Here is a 22,764-nt window from a genome sequence, read left to right on the forward strand (position 1 = left end):
GTCGCGTTTTGAGCATGCCGCCCCCAATCTGCTCTGGCAGATGGACTTTAAAGGGCATTTCGCCTTGACCGATGCACGTGCCGGACGCTGTCATCCACTGACTATTCTCGACGATCACTCGCGCTATAACTTGTGCTTGAGCGCATGCGGCAATGAGCAGCGCAGCACCGTGCAAACGGCGTTGCAGGCGACCTTTGAGCGCTATGGTTTGCCAGAGCGGATGACGGCCGATAATGGCGCACCTTGGGGTACCTCGGGGCGTGCAGGGCTATCGCAGTTGGCAGTGTGGTTGATACGGCTGGGGATCCGCGTGGGCCACAGCCGGCCGCATCACCCGCAAACCCAAGGCAAGGATGAGCGATTCCACCGCACGCTGAAGCTGGAACTACTGCAGCGCAACGGCTTCGAATCGCTCGACGCCTGCCAGTTTGCCTTTGACCGCTGGCGGGAGCGTTACAACACGGTACGCCCGCACGAAGCCCTACAGCAACAAACGCCGATCAGTCGCTATCGCGCTAGCGGCAGGGCTTTCCCGAGCGTGCTGCCACCGATCGAGTATCCATCGGGTGATACTGTCCGCAAAGTCAGCGACAAGGGAGAAATTTCTTTCCAGAACCGACGCTACTTTATCGGCGAGGGCCTGAGAACACAGTTGGTGGCCATCAAGCCAACCACGATCGACGATGTGTATGAGGTGTTCTTCTGTCACAAGGAAATACGGCGAATCAACCTGCGTGATTCGCCGTAAAATGGAAGTCTGATGTGTAACCTATGTCTACCGACAAAGTGTTACCCATGTCTGCCGACTAAACACTCTCAGGGTCCGACCCCAGTCCTTGGCGGGGTTGAGTGCGTAGGTTGAATTAGCGCAAAGCGCGTAATCCAACCAACACAGGTCGGCCAATATTACCCGGTGTTGCCTTTAAAGCATACCGGTCGGAACGCTCGAAAAATCCCCGGGGCCAGGCGCCGCGTCGAAGGCAATACGAATAGTACGGCGAGACGCGGCGACAACACCCCGGGCTTTTTCTCGAACGTTACAAGGAGGCCATGTCGATCACGAAGCGGTACCGCACGTCGCTCTTGACGACGCGCTCGAACGCCTCGTTGATATCCTGGATGCGGATGATCTCGATGTCGGACACGATATTGTGCTTGCCGCAGAAATCCAGCATTTCCTGGGTTTCCTTGATCGAGCCGATCATCGAGCCCGACAGGCTGCGGCGCGCGCCGACCAGGCCGAAGGCGCTCACGGGCGGCACGGCGCCGTCCGGGATGCCGACGATGACCATGTTGCCGTCCACTTTCAGCAGGTTGATGTACTGGTTCCAGTCGATGGCTGCGCCCACCGTGCAGATGATCAGGTCAAACGTACCTGCCAGCTTGGTGAACGTTTCCGCGTCGTTGGTGGCGTAGTAGTGGTCGGCGCCCAGGCGCAGGCCGTCTTCACGCTTCGACAGGGTCTGGCTCAGCACCGTCACTTCGGCGCCCATGGCGTGGGCGATTTTCACGCCCATGTGGCCCAGGCCGCCCATGCCCAGGATCGCCACCTGCTTGCCGGGGCCGGCTTTCCAGTGGTTCAGCGGCGAGTACAGGGTGATGCCGGCGCACAGCAGCGGCGCGGCGGCGTCCAATGGCAGGTTGTCGGGGATCGACAGCACATAGCCTTCCTTGACGACGATGCTGTCCGAGTAGCCGCCCTGCGTGGCCGTCTTGCCGTCCGCTTCCAGCCCGTTGTAGGTCTGGATCAGGCCTGGCATGTACTGTTCCAGGTCGACGTTGCGCGTTTTGCACGTGGTGCACGAATCGACGAAGCAGCCCACGCCCACGTGGTCGCCCACCTTGAACTTGGTGACGTCGGCGCCGACGGCGGTGACGACGCCGGCGATTTCATGGCCGGGCACCATCGGGAAGGCGGAACCGCCCCATTCATCGCGCGCCTGGTGGATATCGGAATGGCACACGCCACAGTATTTGATCGAGATGGCCACGTCGTCGGCGCGCGGGGCGCGGCGCTCGAACGAGAATGGCTGCAGTGCGGAAGTCGGGCCCAGTGCGGCATAGCCTTTGGCGATGGTGGTCATGAAAACTCCTATATTTATCTATGTATGTGACAGGGGGAGACGCGTGCCGTGCATGCGAAGGCACCAGTGTGCGGCAAATGCGCCGCGCGCGTTACCGCGATCCTGCAAGACCTTTGCACGATCCTCCAAATCTGCGTAAGATCATTCCCGGCCCTTCCTCGCCTGATGCATACTCGCCCACATGCCTACCCTGTCCATACAGATTCCCCCGCAAGATGAAATCGCCGCCCTGATCAGCCGCCACGCGCCGCGCAATGGCGACTACGCGACGGCCATCGGCAACCTGACCTTCCACCGCCAGTCCTCGGTCACGGAATCGCTGTTCCACGCGGCGCGTCCCAGCGTGGCGCTGATCGCGCAAGGCGGCAAGCAAGTCACCCTGGGCAGCGACACTTTCCACTACAGCCGCATGCAGTATCTGCTGACCTCCGTCGACCTGCCGGTGCAGGTGCGCGTGGTGGAAGCGAGCGTCGAGGCGCCGCACCTGTGCGTGGTGCTGGGCATCGACATCGCCGACGTGGCCGCGCTGCTCGACAGCGAAAGCGCCGGCACGGCGCAGCAGCAGCCCATCCCCGCCACGCGCGGCATTTCCGTCAGCGACGTGTCGCCCGAACTGCTCGACGCCATGCTGCGCCTGGTGCGCCTGCTGGACCAGCCCGGCGACATCGCCACCCTGGCGCCGCTGATCCGCCGCGAACTCACCTACCGCCTGCTGAATGGCCCCGTCGGCGCGCGCCTGCGCCACATGGCGCTGGCCAGCAGCCAGTCGCACCAGGTCAAGCAAGCCATCGACTGGATCAAGGTGCACTACGCACAGCCTCTGCGCATCGAGCACCTGGCCAGCATGGCGAACATGAGCATGTCGTCGCTGCACCATCACTTCAAGGCGATTACGGCCATGACGCCGATGCAGTACCAGAAGCTGCTGCGCTTGCAGGAAGCGCGGCGTTTGATGCTGGTCGAGCAGATCGACGCGGGTACGGCCGGCTACCGCGTCGGCTACGCCAGCGAATCGCAGTTCAGCCGCGAATACAGCCGCCAGTTCGGCCGCGCGCCCATGCGCGACGTGGGACAGGTGCGCGCCCAGCTCAGTGGCACGACGGCCTACGCCACGCCGTGATCCGCCTGACTTGCTGCAGCGGCGCGGCGTGCATTAGAATCTGCCCTCCCCACACTGGATACTGCATGAAACTGGCTCCATGACCGACTCCTGCGCCACCGGCAGACGCAAGCTGCTGCGCCACCTGCCAGGCTTGCTGGCCATCGGCATCGTGCCGGTCCACGCGCATGACGGTCCCGCCAGCGAGCATGCGCCTAGCGCCCCCGCCAGCCGCGATACCCTGACCGTCGTCGGACCGTGGGAGCTGACAGGGCTGGAGCCGTCGCGCGGCGGCTACATGTTTACCCGCATGGAAGTGGCGCAAACCCTGCTCGATGCGGACGACCAGGGCCGTTTGCTGCCGGCGCTGGCCAACGACTGGGAAGTGTCGAAGGATGGCCTGGTGTGGCGCTTCTTCATCGCCCAGGGCAAGCTGTTCCACGATGGCACGCCGCTGACGGCAGGCACGGTGCTCGTTTCGCTGCAGCGCGCGCTGGCCGCGCCCGGCGTGCTGCGCCTGGCGCGCATCCGCGGCATGACGGTGGCGCGCGGCGCCATTGTCGTGACCCTGGCGCAGCCCTATGCGCCGCTGCCCTATTTGTTCACGCATGCCGGCACGCAGGTGCTGGCGCCGTCATCGTATGGCGCGGATGGCCGGGTGCTGCGCATCATCGGCAGCGGGCCATACAAGATCACGGCGATCTCGCTGCCGCAGCAGTTCGACGTGGCGTTTTTCGACGGCTGGCGCGGCAAACCGCCCGCCGTGCGCCGCGCGCGCTACATCAGCGTCTCGCGCGCGGAAACGCGTACCCTGATGGTGCAAAGCGGCCAGGCCGACCTGGCCTTTTCGCTGGACCCGCCCAGCATCCGGCGCCTGCTGCGCCAGCCTGCCGTGCAACTGGTCGCCGCGCCGCTGCCGCGCACCACGTTTTTAAAGCTCAACGCCGGCCATCCGCTATTGGCCGACGTGCGCGTGCGGCGCGCCATCAGCCTGGCACTGGACCGCGACGGCATTGCCCGCGCCCTGCTGCGCGACGCCGACCTGGCCGCCACGCAGCTGTTCCCGCCGGCGATGGCGCTGTGGCATCAAGGTGCCATGGCGCCCCTGCGCAACGATCCGGCGCAAGCGCGTGCGCTGCTGCGCCAGGCTGGCTATATTCCCGGCGCGGACGGCATCGCGCGGCGCAATGGCCAGCGCCTGGCCTTGACCTTGACCACCTTTGTCGACCGCCCGGAACTGCCGCTGATCGCCACGGCGGTGCAGGAAGAATTGCGCCAGATCGGCATCGCCATCAAGGTGGTGGTGGGCAATTCCAGCGACATTCCCGCCGGCCACCGCAGCGGCGCGCTGGAAATCGGCCTGGTCGCGCGCAATTTCGGCAACCTGCCCGATCCTACCGCCACCCTGGCCGACGACTACGGCGACCAAGGCGGCGACTGGGGCGCGATGGGCTGGCATAGTCCCGCCATCGGCGCGGCCCTGGCGCAGCTGTCCGGCGGCGGCGTGGCGCCTGGAAGCGCCGAAGCGGCCCGCCTGCGCGCGGCCATCGCGGCCGAACTGCAACAAGGCTTGCCCGTGATTCCCGTCGTCTGGTACCGCCAGACGGTAGCCGTGGCGCGCAGGGTCGAAGGCGTCAGCATCGACCCGTTCGAGCGCAGCTACCGGCTCAGCGCCATCGGCTGGAAAGCCGGCGCATGAAAATCCTCCTCAAAGCCTTGCTGCAAGCACTGCTGGTGGCCCTGCTGGTGGGCACGCTGTGCTTTTTCATGACGCGCATGCTGCCCGGCGATATCGCCTACCGCATCGCGGCCGGCCGCTATGGCTATGACATGGTCGACGCAGCCGCGGCGCAATCCGTGCGCGTCGAACTGGGGCTGCACCGCGCGCCGCTGGCCGCGCTGGCCGACTGGTGGGGGCGGCTGCTGCGCTTCGACCTCGGCATCTCGCTGGTGACGGCGCAGCCGGTCATCGATGAAATCCGCATGCAGCTGGGCCAGACCCTGCGATTGTCGCTGTTCGCCGTCGTGCTGTCGCTGCCGCTGGGACCCTTGCCCGGCGTGCTGGCCGGCCTGCGACCGGGCGGCTGGTTCGACAAGGCCAACCTGCTGCTGTCCGTGCTGCTGCGCGCCCTGCCGCCGTTTGTACTGGCGCTGCTGCTGGTGCTGGCCTTTGCCGTGCAGCTGCAGGCGCTGCCCGCCGCCGGCCACGCCGACCATGGCAGCCTGATGCTGCCCGCGCTGACCCTGGCGCTGGGCCTGGCCGCCGTGTCTTCGCGCGTGGCGCGCGACGCCATGGCCGACGTGCGCGCCTCGGCCTACTATGCCTTTGCGCTGACCAAGGGCCTCTCCGCCAGTCAGGCCTTGCTGCGCCATGGCGCGCGCAATGTCGCCACGCCCGTCGTCGCCTACACGGCCGTGCAGCTGGTGTACCTGGTCGAAGGCGTGGTGCTGGTGGAAACCATCTTTGCCTGGCCCGGCATCGGCCACGCGCTGGTGCACGCCATCTTCGCGCGCGACGTGCCGATGATCCAGGGCACGGCGCTGGTCCTGGGCCTGCTGTTCGTGCTGTTCAACTGCCTCGTCGACCTGGCCTGCGCGGCGCTCGACCCGCGCGCGAGGCAGGCATGAAAAACCTTGCCGCATCACAGCGCGCCGGCTGGCTGCTCCTGCTGCTGGTCGGCGCCTTTGCCCTGTTTGGCCCCGCGCTGGTGGGCATCGATCCGGCCCGCCAAACCCTGGCGCGCTTCCTGGAAGCACCGAGCCTGGCGCATCCGCTGGGCCTTGACCACCTGGGCCGCAGCATGCTGGCGCGCCTCGCGCATGGCGCGCAGCTGTCGCTGTCCATGGCCGTACTGAGTGTGTTGAGCGCGGCGATCCCCGGCACGGCCCTGGGATTGCTGGCCGCCTGGCGTGGCGGCTGGATGGACCGCATTCTGGGCGCGCTGGCCGACGCCGTGCTGGCCTTGCCGGGACTATTGCTGGTGCTGCTGCTGGCGGCCTTCGCGCCGGGACAGTTCTGGCCTTTGTACCTGGGCATTTCGCTGGCCCTGTGGGTCGAATACTTCCGCGTCACGCGCAACGCTACGGCCAGCCTGCTGGCCGGCCCGCAGGTGGAAGCGGCACGCATGCTGGGATTCGGCCCGGCGTCTATCGTGCGCCGCCACCTGGCGCCCGTGCTGCTGCCGCGCCTGGCCACCCTGATGCGCTTCGGCTTTGGCGGCGCCGTGCTGGCCATGGCGGCCCTGGGTTTTATCGGCGTCGGCCTGCAGCCGCCGACGGCGGAGCTGGGCGTGATGATGATTGAGCTGCTGCCGTACTACAGCGAAGCGCCGTGGCTGGTGGGCGCCCCCGTGGCGCTGCTGTTTTTCACCATGCTGGGCCTGATGCTGGCCGGACGCGCACGGAGGCTGCCATGAACGGCACTGTGTACCTGGAACTGGACCAGCTGGCCGTCATCGACACGGCCAGCGGTATGCGGCTGGTGAAAGGCGCCAGCGTCGGCCTGGCGACCGGCGGCGTACTCACCTTGCTGGGCGAAAGCGGCTCGGGCAAATCCCTGCTGGCGCAAGCCATCATGGGCACCCTGGCCACCGGCTTGCGCGCGGAGGGCGGCTTGCGCATCGGCGAATACCGCTTCGATGCGGCCGACCAGCACTCCAGACAGGCGCTATGGGGCCGCGAAGTGGCGCTGCTGCCGCAGGAACCGTGGCTGGCCCTCGATCCCACCATGCGCGTGCGCCAGCAAGTGGCCGAGACACATGAACTGGTGGCGGGCTTGCCGCAAGCCGATGCGCGCGCGGCAGCCCTGCGCGACCTGGCGCAACTGGACGTGCGGCATGCCGCGCCCCTGTATCCGCACCAGATTTCGGGCGGCATGGCGCAGCGCGTGGCTTTCCTGGCCACGCATGCGGCAGGCGCGCGCCTGCTGATCGTCGACGAACCGACCAAGGGTCTCGATGCCGGCCGGCGCGCCGACATCCTGGCCATGCTGCGTGCCGCGCAGCATGATGGCATGGCCGTGCTGTGCATCACGCACGACGTGTGGCTGGCGCGCGCGCTGGGCGGCGCGGTTGCCGTCATGCTGGACGGTGCCATCATCGAACAGGGTGAATCGGCCAGCGTCCTGGCGCAGCCGGCGCACGCCTACACGCGCGCGCTGCTGGCGGCCGATCCTGCCAGCTGGCCTGCGCGCGCGCCGGCAACGACGCCAGGCGCCATCGTCGCCACGCTCGACCAGGTGGCCAAGGGCTTTGGCCCGCGCCCCCTGTTTACGGGCGTCAGCGCGCAGATACGCCGTGGAGAAATCGTCGCCATCACGGGAGAGAGCGGCGCCGGCAAGACCACCTTCGGCAATTTGCTGCTGGGCCTATTGCGCCCCGATGCGGGTACGGTGACACGCGCCGCCGGCTTGCCGCGCACGGCCTTCCAGAAGCTGTACCAGGACCCGGCGGCCGCCTTCGCCCCCACCGCCAGCGTGGAAACGGCGCTGCGCGATGTGGTGAAACTGCATGGCCTGGCCTGGGACAGCGTGCCGCCGCTGCTGGCCCGCCTGCGCCTGGGCGAGCATTTGCTGGCGCGCCTGCCGTCGCAAGTGTCGGGCGGCGAGCTGCAGCGCTTCGCGCTGGCGCGCGTGCTGCTATTGAAACCGGCGCTGATCTTTGCCGACGAACCGACGTCGCGCCTGGACCCCATCACGCAGCAGGAAACCTTGTCGCTGCTGCTGGACACGGCCAGCGCCAGCGGCTGCGCAGTGCTGCTGGTCACGCACGATGCCGACATCGCGCGCGCCGTGGCGCAGCGGCGCATCAATTTGCACGTTGGCTGAAGGGTGCTTGCGTCATTCCGTGCCTCCTTCAACCCAAGGAAAAAAAGGACCGGGGTCTGCGCTAGGGTGAAAATGCCGCTCAGTCGCAGGTCGCATAAGCCGGCCAAAGGAAATGCCGGCGCACCCGCTTGGGCGTCACTGCGCGCAGCAACCCGCGTCAGGGTGCGCCGAAGCCGCCGCCGCCGGGCGTCTCGATGACGAACACGTCGCCCGCCTGCATCTGCGTCTTGCCGATGTGCGGCAAGTGCTCGACCGTGCCGTCCGCACGCTCCACAATATTGCGCCCCAGCGCACCGGGCGCGCCGCCATCCATGCCGAACGGTGGAATGATGCGGTTGTTCGACAGGATGGCCGCCGTCATCGGCGCCAGGAAGCGCACCCTGCGCACGCCGCCGTTGCCGCCATGCCAGCGCCCGACGCCGCCGGAACCGGCGCGGATGCGGTAGCTGTCCAGCCGCACGGGGAAACGCCATTCCAGGATTTCCGGGTCCGTCAGACGCGAATTGGTCATGTTCGTCTGCACCACGTCCGTGCCGTCGAAACCGGGACCGGCGCCGGAGCCGCCTGAAATCGTCTCGTAATACTGGTATTTTTCGCTGCCGAACGTGAAATTGTTCATCGTCCCCTGCGACGCGGCCATCGCCCCCAGCGCGCCATACAGGGCATTCGTGATGCAAGTCGAGGTTTCCACGTTGCCCGACACGACCGACGCAGGATACTGCGGGTTGAGCATGGAAGCGGGCGGGATGATCACCGTCAAGGGCTTCAGGCAGCCCGCGTTCAGCGGTATCTCGTCGTCGACCAAAGTGCGGAACACATACAGCACAGCCGCCATGCAGACGGCCGACGGCGCATTGAAGTTGTTCGGCAGCTGGGGCGACGTCCCCGTAAAGTCGATGGTGGCGCTGCGTCCGGCCACGTTGACACGCACGGCCACCTGGATGCGCGCGCCATTGTCGAGATCCAGGGTGTAGCTGCCATCCTTCAGGGTCGTGATGACCCGGCGCACGGCTTCCTCGGCATTGTCCTGCACGTGGCGCATATACGCCTGCACCACGTCCAGGCCGAAATGCGCGACCATGCTATGCAGTTCATCGGCCCCCTTCTGGTTGGCCGCCACCTGCGCGCGCAGGTCGGCCAGGTTCTGCTGCGGATTGCGTGCAGGCCATCGCGCACCGGCCAGCAGCGCCAGGGTTTCACTCTCCGCCAGATGCCCCGTGGCGCCGTCGACCAGCTTGAAATTGTCGATCAGTACGCCCTCTTCCTCGATATGCGTGGAATCGGGCGGCATCGAACCTGGCGTGGTGCCGCCAATGTCCGCGTGATGGCCGCGCGAACCCACGTAGAACAGGATGGCCTTGCCGTCCGTATCGAAGACGGGCGAGATCACCGTCACGTCGGGCAAATGCGTGCCGCCGTGGTATGGATCGTTGAGCATATACACGTCGCCGGGCCGCATGGCACCGGCATTGCGCGTCATGACGGTGCGGATGCTCTCGCCCATGGAACCCAGGTGCACAGGCATGTGCGGCGCGTTGGCGATCAGATTGCCTTGTGCATCGAAGATGGCGCAGCTGAAGTCCAGCCGTTCCTTGATGTTGACGGAATGGGCCGTATTTTGCAGGCGCAGGCCCATCTGCTCGGCGATCGACATGAACAGATTGTTGAAAATTTCCAGCATCACGGGGTCGGCATTGGTGCCGATGGCGCGGCGCTCGGGCAAGGCCGCCACCCGGCGCAAGATCAAATGGCCATGCGGCGTGACCCCGGCGCGCCAGCCCGGTTCGATGACGGTGGTGGCATTGGCATCGCTGACGATGGCCGGGCCGTCGATGGCGTCGCCGGGCCGCAAGCTGTCCGCCGCATACAGGCCGCTGGGCCGCCACGCGCCCGCGCAGTACATGTCCACCATCTGCACGGGCGCCAGCGCGCCTTCGCGCTGCGCATACGCGGGTGCCGCCGGCTGCGGCGCATCGGAAGCGCCGACGGCTTCCACGGAGATCGCCTCGACGATCAGCGCGCGCGCCGGCATCAGGAAGGAAAAACGCTTCTTGTATGCCGCTTCGAACTGCGCCTGCATGCTGGCGACCGTATCGAACAGCACCACCAGCGGGGAATCCGTGCCTTCGTAGCGCAGGTGCGCGCGCCGCAGCAGCGCAATGCGCTCAGTCGCCACGCCCTGGCGCAGCAAGTCGTTACGCGCCAGTTCGTCCAGCGCGGCGAAATCGCCCGCCAGCTCCACGCCCAGCGTCGCTTCGATGGCCCGCTCGCGCATGGCGCTCTGGTCGGCCAGGCCCATGCCGTAAGCCGACATCACGCCCGCCAGACTGTGGATGAACACCGTGCGCATGCCCAGCGCATCGGCCACCAGGCAGGCGTGCTGGCCGCCTGCGCCGCCAAAGCTGGTGAGGGTGTAGGCCGTGACGTCGTGGCCGCGCTGCACGGAAATCTGCTTGATGGCGTTGGCCATGTTCCCCACGGCGATGGCGACATAGCCTTCGGCCACCTGCTCCGGCGTGGAGTTCACGGTGCGCGCCAGCGCCTCGAACTGGGCCCGCACCGTGGCGGCATCCAGCGCTTCATTGGCCTGCGGGCCGAAGACGCGGGGGAAGAATGCCGGCTGCAGCTTGCCCAGCATGACATTGCAGTCGGTGACGGCCAGCGGGCCGCCGCGCCGGTAGCTGGCGGGGCCGGGATTCGCGCCCGCGCTGTCCGGCCCCACCCGGTAGCGGGCGCCATCGAAATACAGGATGGAGCCGCCGCCCGCCGCCACCGTGTGAATGCTCATCATGGGCGCGCGCATGCGCACGCCGGCGATCTGCGTCTCGAACACGCGTTCGAATTCGCCCGAATAATGCGACACGTCCGTCGAGGTGCCGCCCATGTCGAAGCCGATGACTTTATCGAAACCGGCCAGCGCGCTGGCGCGCACCATGCCGACGATGCCGCCGGCGGGACCGGACAGAATGCTGTCCTTGCCCTGAAACGCATGCGCATCCGTCAAGCCGCCGTTCGACTGCATGAATTGCAGCGGCACGCCGGGCAGTTCCCGCGCCAGCTGGTCGACATAGCGGCGCAGAATCGGCGACAGATAGGCGTCGACCACCGTGGTATCGCCGCGCGCCACCAGCTTCATCATCGGGCTGACCTCGTGCGACACGGACACCTGCGTAAAACCGGCTTCGCGCGCCAGCTGCGCCACCCTGGCCTCGTGCGCCTGGTGGCGGTAGCCGTGCATCAGCACGACCGCAATGGCGCGCACGCCGCGCGCATGCGCCTGCGCCAGCGCCGCGCGCGTGGCAGCTTCATCGAGCGGCGTGACCACCTCGCCATGTGCACCCATGCGCTCATCGACTTCGATCACCTTGCCGTACAGCAGTTCGGGCAGCACGATCTGGCGCGCGAACAGCTGCGGGCGGTTCTGGTAGGCGATGCGCAAGGCATCGCGGAAACCACGCGTGATGGCCAGGACAGTGGGCTCGCCCTTGCGTTCGAGCAGCGCGTTGGTGGCGACCGTCGTGCCCATCTTGATGGCGCCCAGCTGGTCCACCGGCAGCGGCATATCGGGCGCAAGCCCCATCAGCTGGCGCATGCCGGCCAGGGCCGCATCGCGGTACTGGCCAGGATGCTCCGACAGCAGCTTGTGCGTGGCCAGGCTGCCGTCGGGACGGCGCGCCACGATGTCCGTAAAAGTGCCGCCCCGGTCGATCCAGAATTGCCAATCCATCGCCTTGCCCCCAGTTTAAGTGAGATGGCTATTGTAGCCGCCAAACAGGCGCGCGTTTCAGGCGTGCGCGCCTTGCCTTCCGCACCGATCGGCCTTATGTTGAACACATACCGACAAATGGAACAAACACATGCACCTGACCGACTCCGCACATCCCCTGTATTCCATCGCCGAGCTGCGCGCCATCGAACAGGCGGCGCTGCAAGACCTGCCGCAAGGCTTGCTGATGCAGCGCGCCGGCCAGGCCGCCGCCAGCGCCGCCCTGAAACTGCTGCACCGACTGGAAGAAGGCGACAGCGCGGGCCACAGCCGCGTGCTGGTGCTTGCGGGCCCAGGCGACAATGGCGGCGACGCGCTGGAAGCGGCCATGCACCTGGCCGGCAGCGGCATCGAAGTGCTGGTGTGGCTGGCGCCCGAGGCGCGCGCCACCTCGCCGGAACGGGAACTGGCCCTGAGCCGCGCCCGCAACAGCGCCGCGCGCTTCATCGACGCCGGTACCAGCATGGCGTCGGCTGCCGTGGGCGCGGCGCCGTGGGACCTGGTGATCGATGGCCTGTTCGGCATCGGCGCTTCGCGGCCGCTCGACGGCGAATGCCGCGAGATGGTCCAGCTGGTAAACAAGTTGGACTGCCCCGTGCTGGCGCTCGACGTGCCCAGCGGCCTGCACGCGGACACGGGCGCCGTCGACGGCGCGGCCATCCGCGCCACGCACACGCTCACCTTCATCGGCGACAAGCCGGGCCTGCACACGGCGAACGGCCGCGATCATGCGGGTGAAGTGGAAGTGGCGGCGCTGGCCATCGATCCAGCCCTGCTGCCCACGGCGAAGGCGCAGCTGAACGGCCTGCACCTGTTCGCGCGCCAGCTGCAGCCGCGCCGGCAAAACACGCACAAGGGCAGCTACGGCAGCGTGGCCATCATCGGCGGCGCGCAAGGCATGGCGGGCGCGCCCATCCTGTCGGCCCGCACGGCCCTGCATGCGGGCGCGGGCCGTGTCTTCATCGCCTTTCCCGACACGCCGCCCGCGTTTGACAGCGGCCAGCCGGAGCTGATGTGCCGCCGCGCGCGGGACGTGGATTTCTCGGGCCTGCACTTCGCCGCGCTGGTGGCGGGACCTGGCCTCGGCGGCGACGTCGATACGGTGGAACTGCTGCAGCGGGCATTTGAAAGTGACAGCCCCCTGCTGCTGGACGCGGATGCGCTGAACCTGATGGCGGCCGAACCGGAACTGCAGTCGGCGCTGGCCGTGCGCGCGGGCGCGGGCGCGACGATATTGACGCCGCACCCGCTGGAAGCGGCCCGCCTGCTCGACATGACGGTGGCCGAAGTGCAGGCCGACCGCCTGGGCGCGGCGCGCCAGCTGGCGGCGCAGCTGGGCGTCATCGTCGTCCTGAAAGGCTCGGGCACGGGTGATCGCCGCGCAGGATGGCGGCGGTGGTGGTCAACAACACGGGCGGCCCTGCCCTGGCCACGGCCGGCACGGGCGACGTGCTGGCAGGCCTGTGCGGCAGCCTGCTGGCGCAAGGCTGGCCCGAATGGGAAGCGGCCATCGGCGCCGTCTGGCTGCACGGCGCGGCCGCCGATGCGCTGGTGGCATCGGGCGCAGGTCCGATCGGCTTGACGGCGGGCGAATTGATACCGGCCATACGCAGGTTGATCAATGCATTGTCGGCGTAGGAGCGCGGTGCGGTTGTGTTGGATTACGCTGCGCTGATCCAAGTTGCGGATCTGGCGCATGATGCGTGGTGGCGTTGGATTACGCTGCGCTAATCCAACCTACGGATGTGGTGAATGATGCGAGGTGGGTTGGATTACGCTGCGTTGATCCAAGTTGCGGATCTGGTGAATGATGCGCTGTGGCGTTGGATTACGCTGCGCTAATCCAACCTACGGATRTGGTGAATGATGCGCCGGGTGTGTTGGATTACGCTGCGCTGATCCAAGTTGCGGATCTGATGAATGATGCGCTGTGGCATTGGATTACGCTGCGCTAATCCAACCTACGGATATGGTGAATGAGCGCCGGGTGTGTTGGATTACGCTGCGCTGATCCAAGTTGCGGATCGGGTGCATGATGCGCGGTGACGTTGGATTACGCTGCGCTAATCCAACCTACAGGCCAGAAGCCGGGTAGCGGGTAGCGGGTAGGTCGGATTAGCGCGCAAGCGCGTAATCCGACAAGCATACGCAGCGATTACACCAATCTGCCTGCGGCAATCGTGATGGTCCGCCCGCAGCGCGCGGCGATCGAGCTGTCATGGGTCACCAGCACCAGGGTCGAGCCCCGTTCGCGGTTCAGCTCGAACATCAGCTGGATCACGGCTTCGCCGGTGGCCGCGTCAAGGCTGCCCGTCGGTTCGTCGGCGAACAGCAGCGGCGGTTCCGTGACGAAGGCGCGGGCCAGTGCCACGCGCTGCTGCTCGCCGCCGGACAGGTATTTCGGGTAGTGCTTCAGCCGGCTGCCCAGGTTCACGCGGCCCAGCATGGCTTGCGCCTTTTCCTTCGCAGCGGGGTCGCCGCGCAGTTCCAGCGGCAGCATGACGTTTTCCAGCGCCGTCAGGTGGGCCAGCAGCTGGAAGGACTGGAAGACGAAGCCCAGTTTTTCCTTGCGGAAACCGGCGCGGCCGTCTTCATCGAGGGCGAAGATATCCGTGCCATCGAGGATGACCTTGCCTTCGCTGGGCGTGTCCAGTCCCGCCAGCAAACCGAGCAAGGTGGACTTGCCGGAACCGGAGGCGCCGACGATGGCCAGCGTCTCGGCCGTTTGCACGGTAAAATCGACGCGATGCAGGATGGTGAGCTCACCATCGGCATCGGGAACACGCTTGGCCAGCTGCACCACTTCGATGGCTGGCCGGGCATTTTGGCTGTTTTGGCTGTTGCTTGCGGCGGGCTGCTGGGCTGCTCGCCGTGCTGCTGGCTCGGACGGGAGGAAATTGGTGGAAGTCGCTTTAGGGAATTCGGGCATGCTGATCTATCTTAAAAAATTTCGTGAACAAATAAGTGTCAAGGGCGGCGACCGCATGCGGCGGCGCACCCTGTCCTTGCTTCCTGCGGCAGCCCTGCTCCTGGTGTCAGGCATGACGAACGCCTATTCTGCACCAAAAACGCTGCTGGTGCTCGGCGACAGTCTCTCGGCCGAGTACGGGCTGGCACGGGGTACGGGCTGGGTGGCGCTGATGGAGCAGCGCCTGAAGGCGCAAAAGAACGACACGCGCATCGTCAACGCCAGCATCAGCGGCGAGACCACCAGCGGCGGCCGCGCCCGCCTGCCCGCCCTGCTGGCCAAGCAGCACCCGGACGTGGTGCTGATCGAGTTGGGCGCCAATGACGGCTTGCGCGGCCTGTCGCTGGCCGCCACCGAGGCCAACCTGCGCGCCATGGGCGAGGCATCGAAAAAGGCAGGCGCGCAAGTCGTGCTGGTGGGCATGCGCATGCCGCCCAACTATGGCCGCGACTATGGCGACAAGTTCTATGCCATGTATGGCAAGCTGGCAAAAGAATGGAAAGCGCCGCTGGTGCCCTTCATGTTCGAAGGCATCGCCGACCAGCCACAGCTGTTCCAGGCCGACCGCATGCACCCGAATGCGCAGGCGCATCCAGCGATCCTGAAAAACATCTGGCCGCGGTTGGCGCCGTTGCTGAACGCGAAGTAAGCAAAAGGCGGGGGTTATTTCTAGCCCGAGGCAGAATCCGGGGTCAGACGGGGTCGCCGAGACCCGCCGGGGGGATATGCCCCAGTGGGGCATATCCCGATCGCGAAGCGACTGCCCCCCGCTTTATGCTGCATATCCTGGTCAGGTCCGTGGCACGCACATTCCGCAGACAAAAAAAATAGCCGCTCAAGAGCGGCTATTTTTATGCGTGCTAACTGATCACGGCGCTTCTGGCGCTGCTGCAACCGGTGCAGTCACCGGCTTGACGATCTTCACCTTGGCCTTGGCTTTCAGGTATTCGACGTAATCGAACATTTCCTGTTGTGCCAGGATGCCGCTGATCTGGTCTTTTTCTTGCTGGCGGCGCGCCGCGTCAATCTGCTCGGGCTGCTGCACCTTGGCGATACGGTAGATACCGTAGCCCAGGGCCGGCAGCTCGACGCCCACATACGCTGGCAGCTTGCTGGTGTCGGCTTTCATGACTTGCGCGATGGCGGCACGGTTGATGCCGTCGAGCTTGCTGCGCGAGACCCATTGCGCGGCGCCGAAACCGGTGGCGTCACCCGAGGCTTTCAAGGCGGTCAGCTTGGCTTCGCCGGCTTTCTTCGCCAGCTTTTCCGCTTCTTCCATGGTCACGCGCTGACGGATCATCGCTTCGACTTCAGCCAGCGGACGCTTGCTTGCCGGCTTGAATTCCACCACGCGGCCAGCGATCAGCACGTTTGGTGCGACGGTCACGGCTTCCGTGTTGCGCTTGTCCTTCAGCGAGTCATTCGAGAAGATGGCCGTCAGGAACTTGGCATTATTGAACGGTGCATTGCCCAGTGCCGGCGACGGCGTGCGCGACAGGTTGGCGACGGTTTCCACTTTCAGTTTCAGCTTGTCGGCCACCGGCTTCAGGCTGTCCGATTGCTCGTACACGGTGTTGGTGAAAGTTTCCGCCATTTCCGAGTATTTCTTCGCGGCGAACTGCTTGCGCAGGTCGGCCGTGATTTCGCCGCGCACTTCGTCCAGCGCCTTGACATGCTGTGGCTTGAGCGAGGTCACGGTCAGGATGTGATAGCCGAAATCGGAAGCGACGACATCGCTGATTTCGCCTTGCTTGAGCTTGGTGACGGCAGCCAGCATCGGCGCAGGCAGGCCATCCTTGCCGATCACGCCCAGGTCGCCGCCTTGTTCGGCGGAAGCAGGATCTTCGGACTTGGCTTTTGCCACGGCAGCGAAGCTGGCAGGCGCCTTGCGCACTTCAGCCAGGATGGCTTCGGCCTTGGCCTTGGCGGCGGCCTTGTCGGCGGCGGAAGCATCTTTCTTGACGGCTACCAGAATATGGCTGGCCTGGCGCGCTTCTTCCGTCGTGTAGGCTTTCTGGTTTTTCGCGTAGTAGCTGGTCACGTCGGCGTCGCTGACGTCGATCTGTTCGCTGGCGGCGCTGTCGTCGAGCACCACGTACTCGATCTTCGCCTGTTCCGGGATTTCAAAGAACTTGCCGTTCTTGTCGTAGAAAGCCTTGACCATGGCATCAGTCACTTTGACTTCCGATACGTACTGGGCGATCGGCAGCAGCAGTTCCTGCACTTCACGCTCTTCCGAGGTGATTTCGGACAGGCGCTTGGTGACGGCGTTCGGCGCGAAGGCGGTGCCTTGCACGGCGCCGGCCAGTTGCTGCAGGGCGAGGTCGCTGCGGCGGCGCGCATCGTACATCTGCGGCGTCATGCCTTGGGCGGCCAGCATGGCCTTGTAACGCTCCAGGTCGAATTTACCGTCCGGCAAGGTCAAGCCTGGGATTTCCAGCACTTCCTTTTGCAGCACGGCATCGCTGATGACCAGGTGGCTACGGCCCACTTCGGCGGCCACGGCGCGCTCGGCGATCAGGTTGTCGAGGATGCTCTGGCGCGCTTCCGGCGTGTCGAACATTTTCTGGTCGAACTGCTCGCCCATCATCTGGCGATAGCGGTCGATCTGCTGGCGTTGCGCCTCTTCATATTGCTGCTGCGTGACCACCTGGTCGCCGACCTTGGCGATGGTGTTCGCGCCGTCGCCGAAGCTTTGGTAGCCGCTGATACCGACCAGTGCAAAAGACGGGACGATCACCAGCATCAAAAGAAACTGCATGAAGCGTCGATGGGTACGAATAAATTCAAACATGGTCAGCCAATTCGGGATGAGTGGATCACTATAAAAAAAGGCGAACATGCGTTCGCCTTGATTTCTTCGGCGGAATGGACGGGACAGATGTCCACTTCCCCTTTAGATTCAACAACTTGGCGCTGGAACTAAAGCAGGATTCTGACGCCCAAGCCATTATCTCCTGATTCTACAATGCCCATAGCGCTATAGCAAGAGTAAATCAGGCTGCGCGCCCTGCCCCCGCGCCGCCTGCGGCGCTGCCACAGGCATTGCCGGCGCAGCGCCAGGTCCGGCCATTAAACCCCGTCCAGCTTAAAGGTGATTTAAATACGCGCGCCGTGCTGATTCAGCATGGCATGCCGGAGATTCAAAAAAGGATGGCGGGAAGATAATCGGGCGCATAAAAGAAAAACCCGCGCTACTTATTCAGCAGCGCGGGCTTCTATATTCTGGCGGAGCGGACGGGACTCGAACCCGCGACCCCCGACGTGACAGGCCGGTATTCTAACCAACTGAACTACCACTCCTTAAGAGCGTATTTTTTTGGCGGAGCGGACGGGACTCGAACCCGCGACCTCCGACGTGACAGGCCGGCATTCTAACCAACTGAACTACCACTCCGAAAAATACACAGTACTACTTGCATCTGCATCCAAGGTTGTTATTCGAAGAACTTCAACCTTGAAATCGCGGCACCCGAAGGCGCCGCCAAATGTTTCCGGTGATTGTCACCTCACCGAAGTCCGTTAGTTTACAGCATCCTTCAAAGCTTTACCAGCTTTAAATTTCGGGACTTTTGCAGCTTCGATCGTGATCGCTTCTTTGGTACGCGGATTGCGGCCGGTACGCTCAGCGCGTTCGCTGACCGAGAAAGTACCGAAACCAACCAGCGTCACGCTGTCGTTGTTTTTCAAAGTTTCCGTCACGCCGCCGATAACAGCGTCGAGTGCGCGCGCAGCGGCGGCTTTGGAAATGTCAGCTTTTTCAGCAATGTGGTCGATCAATTCAGTCTTGTTCACTAGCATCCCCAATTACAAAGGTATAAAACGTTTACCGTATCGTTGCGGCACTTTTGGCACCACAGCTGTCCGGCGAAAAAAATGTGCAGGCGTATTAAACAAGCCACACTGTATATGTGTCAAGCGCTTTGGGGGCGCAATTCACGTTTCAATATAAAACAAGCGCTCTAAAAGCGCTTGTTTGGGAAAAACAGGGGTAAAACGTTAGTGTTTTACTACCTCGCCGGCCGCATCGGGCTTGGCCGCGGCGGCCGTGACAGCCTCCACGGCTGCGACTTCCGTCAACGGTTCCGGCAGCCTTTCGAGGGCGATTTCCAGGACTTTATCGATCCAGCGCACCGGCACGATCTCGAGTTTGTTCTTGACGTTGTCCGGAATGTCGGCCAGGTCCTTCACATTCTGCTCGGGAATCAGCACCGTCTTGATGCCGCCGCGATGGGCCGCCAGCAGCTTTTCTTTCAGGCCGCCGATCGGCAACACTTCGCCGCGCAAGGTGATCTCGCCCGTCATCGCCACGTCGGCACGCACGGGGATGCCCGTGAAGACCGACACCATCGCCACCGTCATGGCGGCGCCAGCCGAAGGACCGTCCTTCGGTGTCGCCCCTTCCGGCACGTGGATGTGGATGTCGCTCTTCTCGAACACGTCCGCCTTGATGCCCAGGCGCTGTGCCCGGCTGCGCACCACCGTGCGGGCTGCCTCGATCGACTCTTTCATGACGTCGCCCAGGGTACCCGTGCGGATGACGCCGCCCTTGCCCGGCATCGACACGGCTTCGATGGTCAGCAGATCGCCGCCCACTTCCGTCCATGCCAGACCGACCACCTGGCCCACCTGGTTTTCTTTCTCGGCGACACCAAAATCATAGCGGCGCACGCCAAGGAATTTATCCAGGTTCTTCGAGTTGACGATGACTTTCTTGTCGGATTTCTTCAGCAGCAGCATCTTGACCACCTTGCGGCAGATCTTCGACACTTCACGCTCAAGCGAACGCACACCGGCTTCCCGCGTGTAGTAGCGGATGATGTCGCGCAGCGCCGATTCGGCCACCGAAATTTCTTCTTCCTTCAAGCCATTGTTCTTGATCTGCTTCGGCAGCAGGTAGCGCTGCGCGATGCTGGTCTTTTCATCTTCCGTGTAACCGGACAGGCGAATGACTTCCATGCGGTCAAGCAAGGCTGGCGGGATGTTGTACGAGTTCGACGTGGCCACGAACATCACGTCGGACAGGTCGAAATCGACTTCGATGTAATGGTCGGAGAACGTGTGGTTCTGTTCCGGATCGAGCACTTCCAGCAGGGCCGACGAAGGATCGCCACGGAAATCGGCGCCCATCTTGTCGACCTCATCGAGCAGGAACAAGGGATTGCGCACGCCGACTTTCGACAGCGATTGCAAAATCTTGCCCGGCATCGAGCCGATGTAGGTGCGGCGATGGCCGCGGATTTCCGCTTCGTCGCGTACGCCGCCCAGGGCCATGCGCACGAACTTGCGGTTCGTCGCGCGGGCGATGGACTGGCCCAGCGAGGTCTTGCCGACGCCAGGAGGACCGACGAAGCACAGGATAGGCGCTTTGAGCTTGTCGACGCGCTGTTGCACCGCGAGGTATTCCAGGATGCGTTCCTTGACCTTGTCGAGGCCGTAGTGATCGCCTTCGAGCACTTTTTCCGCATTCGACAGGTCGTTATTAACCTTGGATTTCTTTTTCCATGGCAAGTTGACCAGGGTGTCGATGTAGTTGCGCACGACGGTGGCTTCGGCCGACATCGGCGACATCAGCTTGAGCTTTTTCAGCTCGTTGGTGGCCTTGTCGAGCGCTTCCTTCGGCATCTTTGCCGAAGCGACTTTTTTCTCCAGCTCGTCGAGGTCGGCACCATCTTCGCCCTCGCCCAGTTCCTTCTGGATCGCCTTGACTTGCTCGTTCAGGTAGTACTCGCGCTGCGACTTTTCCATCTGGCGCTTGACGCGGCCACGGATGCGCTTTTCCACCTGCAAAATGTCGAGCTCGCCTTCAAGCTGGCCCAGCAGGTGCTCGAGGCGCTTGGCCACGCTGAAAATTTCCAGGATGACTTGTTTCTGCTCCAGCTTCAACGGCAGGTGGGCAGCCACGGTGTCGGCCAGGCGGCCGGCATCGTCGATGCCGGACAGGGAAGCGAGGATTTCCGGCGGGATCTTTTTGTTCAGTTTGACGTACTGGTCGAACTGCTGCACGATCGCGCGGCGCATGGCTTCGACCTCCGACTCGTCGCCCGGCTCGGACTCGAGCGGCGTCAGGTCGGCGATGAAGTGCGTCGGCGCATCGCTGATGTGGTTGATACGGGCACGCTGTGCGCCTTCGACCAGCACCTTGACGGTGCCATCGGGCAGCTTGAGCATTTGCAGAATATTGGCGACGCAGCCAATTTCATAGATATCCGAAGGAGACGGCTCGTCCTTCGCGGCTGCTTTTTGAGCGGCAAGCATGATGCTCTTGCCCTGCTCCATCGCAGCTTCCAGCGCCTTGATCGACTTTGGACGGCCAACGAACAGCGGTATCACCATATGCGGGAAAACGACGACATCCCGCAGCGGCAATAACGGCAGTTGAGTTTGCTCAGTTAATTTGGAAGTTGTCATGGCGTACCTTATAGAAAGCGTGTTTACGATGTTGGCGCTCGCTGCCAAAACACAAGACCGGCGAGAATAAATAATTCTGTGAAACAAACATTTTGTTCATTTCGCAAAACACACCCGCATGACTGTAACAAGTGCAGTCCGAATAATAAAAAGCCACGCGCAGCTAAGCGCCGCGAGTGGCTTTCCGATTGAAGCCTGCACTCATTGATTTAAATTGTACTGCCATGCATTAAGGAATCAAAACCCTTTTTATGCATTTGTCTCAGCAGTAATCAATTTTCTCCGGAGGCCTTGGCAGTCTCTTGATAAATCAACAAAGGTTTGGCACCACTGGTGATGGTATTTTCGTCGATGACGACTTTCACCACATTTTGTTCGCTCGGCAGTTCGTACATGACGTCCAGCAAAGCATGTTCCAGGATGGAACGCAGGCCACGGGCACCGGTCTTGCGCGCCAGCGCCTTCTTGGCGATCGCATGCAGGGCGGCCGGACGAATCTCCAGTTCCGCGCCTTCCATCTCGAGCAGCTTCGAATACTGCTTGATCAGCGCATTCTTCGGCTCGACGAGGATCTGGATCAGCGCCTCTTCCGTCAACTCTGCCAGGGTGGCGATGACAGGCAGACGGCCTACCAGTTCCGGAATCAGACCGAACTTGACCAGATCTTCCGGTTCCGCCTGCAGCATCAGTTCGCTGGCCGTGCTTTGCGACTTGCTGCGCACCGTGGCCGAGAAGCCGATGCCGCTCTTTTCGGAACGGTTGGCGATCACTTTCGACAGGCCGTCAAAGGCGCCGCCGCAAATGAACATGATGTTGGTCGTGTCGATCTGCACGAAATCCTGGTTAGGATGCTTGCGGCCGCCTTGTGGCGGCACGGACGCCATCGTACCTTCGATGAGCTTCAGCAAAGCTTGCTGCACGCCCTCGCCCGACACGTCGCGCGTGATGGACGGATTGTCGGACTTGCGCGAAATCTTGTCGATTTCATCGATGTAGACGATGCCGCGCTGGGCCTTCTCGACATCATAGTTGCAGCTTTGCAGCAGCTTCTGGATGATGTTTTCCACGTCCTCGCCCACATAACCGGCTTCGGTCAGGGTGGTGGCGTCGGCGATCACGAACGGCACGTTGAGCATGCGCGCCAGGGTCTGTGCCAGCAGGGTCTTGCCCGAGCCGGTAGGACCGACCAGCAAGATGTTGCTCTTGGCCAGTTCGATGTCGTCTTTCTTGCCCAGGTGCTTGAGACGCTTGTAATGGTTGTACACCGCCACCGACAGGATGCGCTTGGCAGTTTGCTGGCCGATCACGTACTGATCGAGCAAGGCGGCAATTTCTTGCGGCGTCGGCAAGTCGGATTTGGTACCGGTCACCGTCTCGATGCTCGACGTTTCATCACGGATGATGTCGTTGCACAAGTCGATGCACTCGTCGCAAATGAAGACGGACGGCCCGGCGATAAGTTTCTTCACCTCGTGCTGGCTTTTGCCGCAGAACGAGCAATACAGTAATTTTTCGCCGCTAGAGGATTTTTTGTCTGACATAAGGCATTTTGGTTGGAACTGCATTAACAATATTGCAAAATCGCAAGCCGGAGTGCGGTAATTGCCCACA

The 22,764-nt window shown here is 63.7% G+C and carries 14 protein-coding genes, 2 tRNA genes and 1 pseudogene; 8 read left to right on the forward strand and 9 right to left on the reverse strand.

The annotated features are described in order from the left end of the window. On the forward strand, window positions 1–748 hold a 748-nt coding region (locus JaAD80_RS21850; RefSeq protein WP_102297381.1), incomplete at its 5' end, for an integrase core domain-containing protein. Between the two features lie 289 nt (window positions 749–1,037). Here JaAD80_RS21850 and JaAD80_RS21855 read toward each other — a convergent pair. After that, window positions 1,038–2,084, reverse strand: coding sequence for an NAD(P)-dependent alcohol dehydrogenase (locus tag JaAD80_RS21855; RefSeq protein ID WP_102297384.1), 1,047 nt, complete (start codon window positions 2,082–2,084; stop codon window positions 1,038–1,040). 181 nt (window positions 2,085–2,265) lie between these two features. On the opposite strand from JaAD80_RS21855, the gene JaAD80_RS21860 reads away from it, so the two are divergent. The 5 genes from JaAD80_RS21860 to JaAD80_RS21880 all read left to right on the forward strand — a co-directional run bounded on the left by JaAD80_RS21860 (window position 2,266) and on the right by JaAD80_RS21880 (window position 8,008). Beyond that, window positions 2,266–3,204 carry an AraC family transcriptional regulator gene (locus tag JaAD80_RS21860; RefSeq protein ID WP_180979529.1) on the forward strand — a complete coding sequence of 313 codons (939 nt, stop codon included), beginning with the start codon at window positions 2,266–2,268 and terminating at the stop codon, window positions 3,202–3,204. Between the two features lie 79 nt (window positions 3,205–3,283). Then, a complete protein-coding gene (locus tag JaAD80_RS21865; RefSeq protein ID WP_102297386.1) occupies window positions 3,284–4,882 on the forward strand; it encodes an ABC transporter substrate-binding protein in 1,599 nt (532 codons plus the stop codon). After that, window positions 4,879–5,811 carry an ABC transporter permease gene (locus JaAD80_RS21870; protein WP_102297388.1) on the forward strand — a complete coding sequence of 311 codons (933 nt, stop codon included), beginning with the start codon at window positions 4,879–4,881 and terminating at the stop codon, window positions 5,809–5,811. Before JaAD80_RS21865 ends, JaAD80_RS21870 begins: the two co-directional genes overlap by 4 nt. Continuing rightward, a complete protein-coding gene (locus JaAD80_RS21875; protein ID WP_102297391.1) occupies window positions 5,808–6,599 on the forward strand; it encodes an ABC transporter permease in 792 nt (263 codons plus the stop codon). Before JaAD80_RS21870 ends, JaAD80_RS21875 begins: the two co-directional genes overlap by 4 nt. After that, window positions 6,596–8,008: an ABC transporter ATP-binding protein gene (locus JaAD80_RS21880; protein WP_102297394.1), complete on the forward strand. Its 1,413-nt coding sequence runs from the start codon at window positions 6,596–6,598 to the stop codon at window positions 8,006–8,008. The genes JaAD80_RS21875 and JaAD80_RS21880 overlap by 4 nt, the downstream gene beginning before the upstream one ends. 157 nt (window positions 8,009–8,165) lie before the next feature. Here JaAD80_RS21880 and JaAD80_RS21885 read toward each other — a convergent pair whose 3' ends face one another. Next, window positions 8,166–11,735, reverse strand: coding sequence for a hydantoinase B/oxoprolinase family protein (locus JaAD80_RS21885; RefSeq protein WP_102297397.1), 3,570 nt, complete (start codon window positions 11,733–11,735; stop codon window positions 8,166–8,168). Between the two features lie 130 nt (window positions 11,736–11,865). Here JaAD80_RS21885 and JaAD80_RS21890 point away from each other — a divergent pair. Next, window positions 11,866–13,412: pseudogene (locus tag JaAD80_RS21890) on the forward strand (NAD(P)H-hydrate dehydratase). A gap of 517 nt (window positions 13,413–13,929) precedes the next feature. On the opposite strand, the gene JaAD80_RS21895 reads toward JaAD80_RS21890, so the two are convergent. Next, window positions 13,930–14,703: an ABC transporter ATP-binding protein gene (locus JaAD80_RS21895; RefSeq protein ID WP_374755266.1), complete on the reverse strand. Its 774-nt coding sequence runs from the start codon at window positions 14,701–14,703 to the stop codon at window positions 13,930–13,932. Between the two features lie 55 nt (window positions 14,704–14,758). Here JaAD80_RS21895 and JaAD80_RS21900 point away from each other — a divergent pair, with 55 nt between their 5' ends. Continuing rightward, window positions 14,759–15,391 (forward strand): arylesterase, encoded by a 633-nt coding sequence (locus JaAD80_RS21900; protein WP_374755267.1) that lies wholly within the window; start codon window positions 14,759–14,761, stop codon window positions 15,389–15,391. Between the two features lie 219 nt (window positions 15,392–15,610). Here the strand turns inward: JaAD80_RS21900 and JaAD80_RS21905 are convergent, their stop codons facing one another. The 6 genes from JaAD80_RS21905 to clpX all read right to left on the reverse strand — a co-directional run bounded on the left by JaAD80_RS21905 (window position 15,611) and on the right by clpX (window position 22,694). Beyond that, window positions 15,611–17,536 carry a SurA N-terminal domain-containing protein gene (locus tag JaAD80_RS21905; RefSeq protein ID WP_180979530.1) on the reverse strand — a complete coding sequence of 642 codons (1,926 nt, stop codon included), beginning with the start codon at window positions 17,534–17,536 and terminating at the stop codon, window positions 15,611–15,613. A gap of 432 nt (window positions 17,537–17,968) precedes the next feature. Further along, window positions 17,969–18,045: transfer RNA gene (locus JaAD80_RS21910), tRNA-Asp, on the reverse strand. Between the two features lie 17 nt (window positions 18,046–18,062). Then, a tRNA-Asp gene (locus JaAD80_RS21915) sits at window positions 18,063–18,139 on the reverse strand. A 125-nt stretch (window positions 18,140–18,264) separates the two neighbouring features. Then, a complete protein-coding gene (locus JaAD80_RS21920; protein ID WP_010398442.1) occupies window positions 18,265–18,537 on the reverse strand; it encodes an HU family DNA-binding protein in 273 nt (90 codons plus the stop codon). Window positions 18,538–18,741: 204 nt separating this feature from the next. After that, entirely contained in the window at window positions 18,742–21,153 is a 2,412-nt protein-coding gene (lon, locus tag JaAD80_RS21925; RefSeq protein ID WP_102297405.1) for an endopeptidase La, read from the reverse strand. 272 nt (window positions 21,154–21,425) lie between these two features. Further along, entirely contained in the window at window positions 21,426–22,694 is a 1,269-nt protein-coding gene (clpX, locus tag JaAD80_RS21930) for an ATP-dependent Clp protease ATP-binding subunit ClpX (RefSeq protein ID WP_034787303.1), read from the reverse strand. Window positions 22,695–22,764: the final 70 nt, after the last annotated feature.

The sequence above is a fragment of the Janthinobacterium sp. AD80 genome (assembly GCF_002878455.1).
Taxonomy (GTDB): domain Bacteria; phylum Pseudomonadota; class Gammaproteobacteria; order Burkholderiales; family Burkholderiaceae_D; genus Janthinobacterium.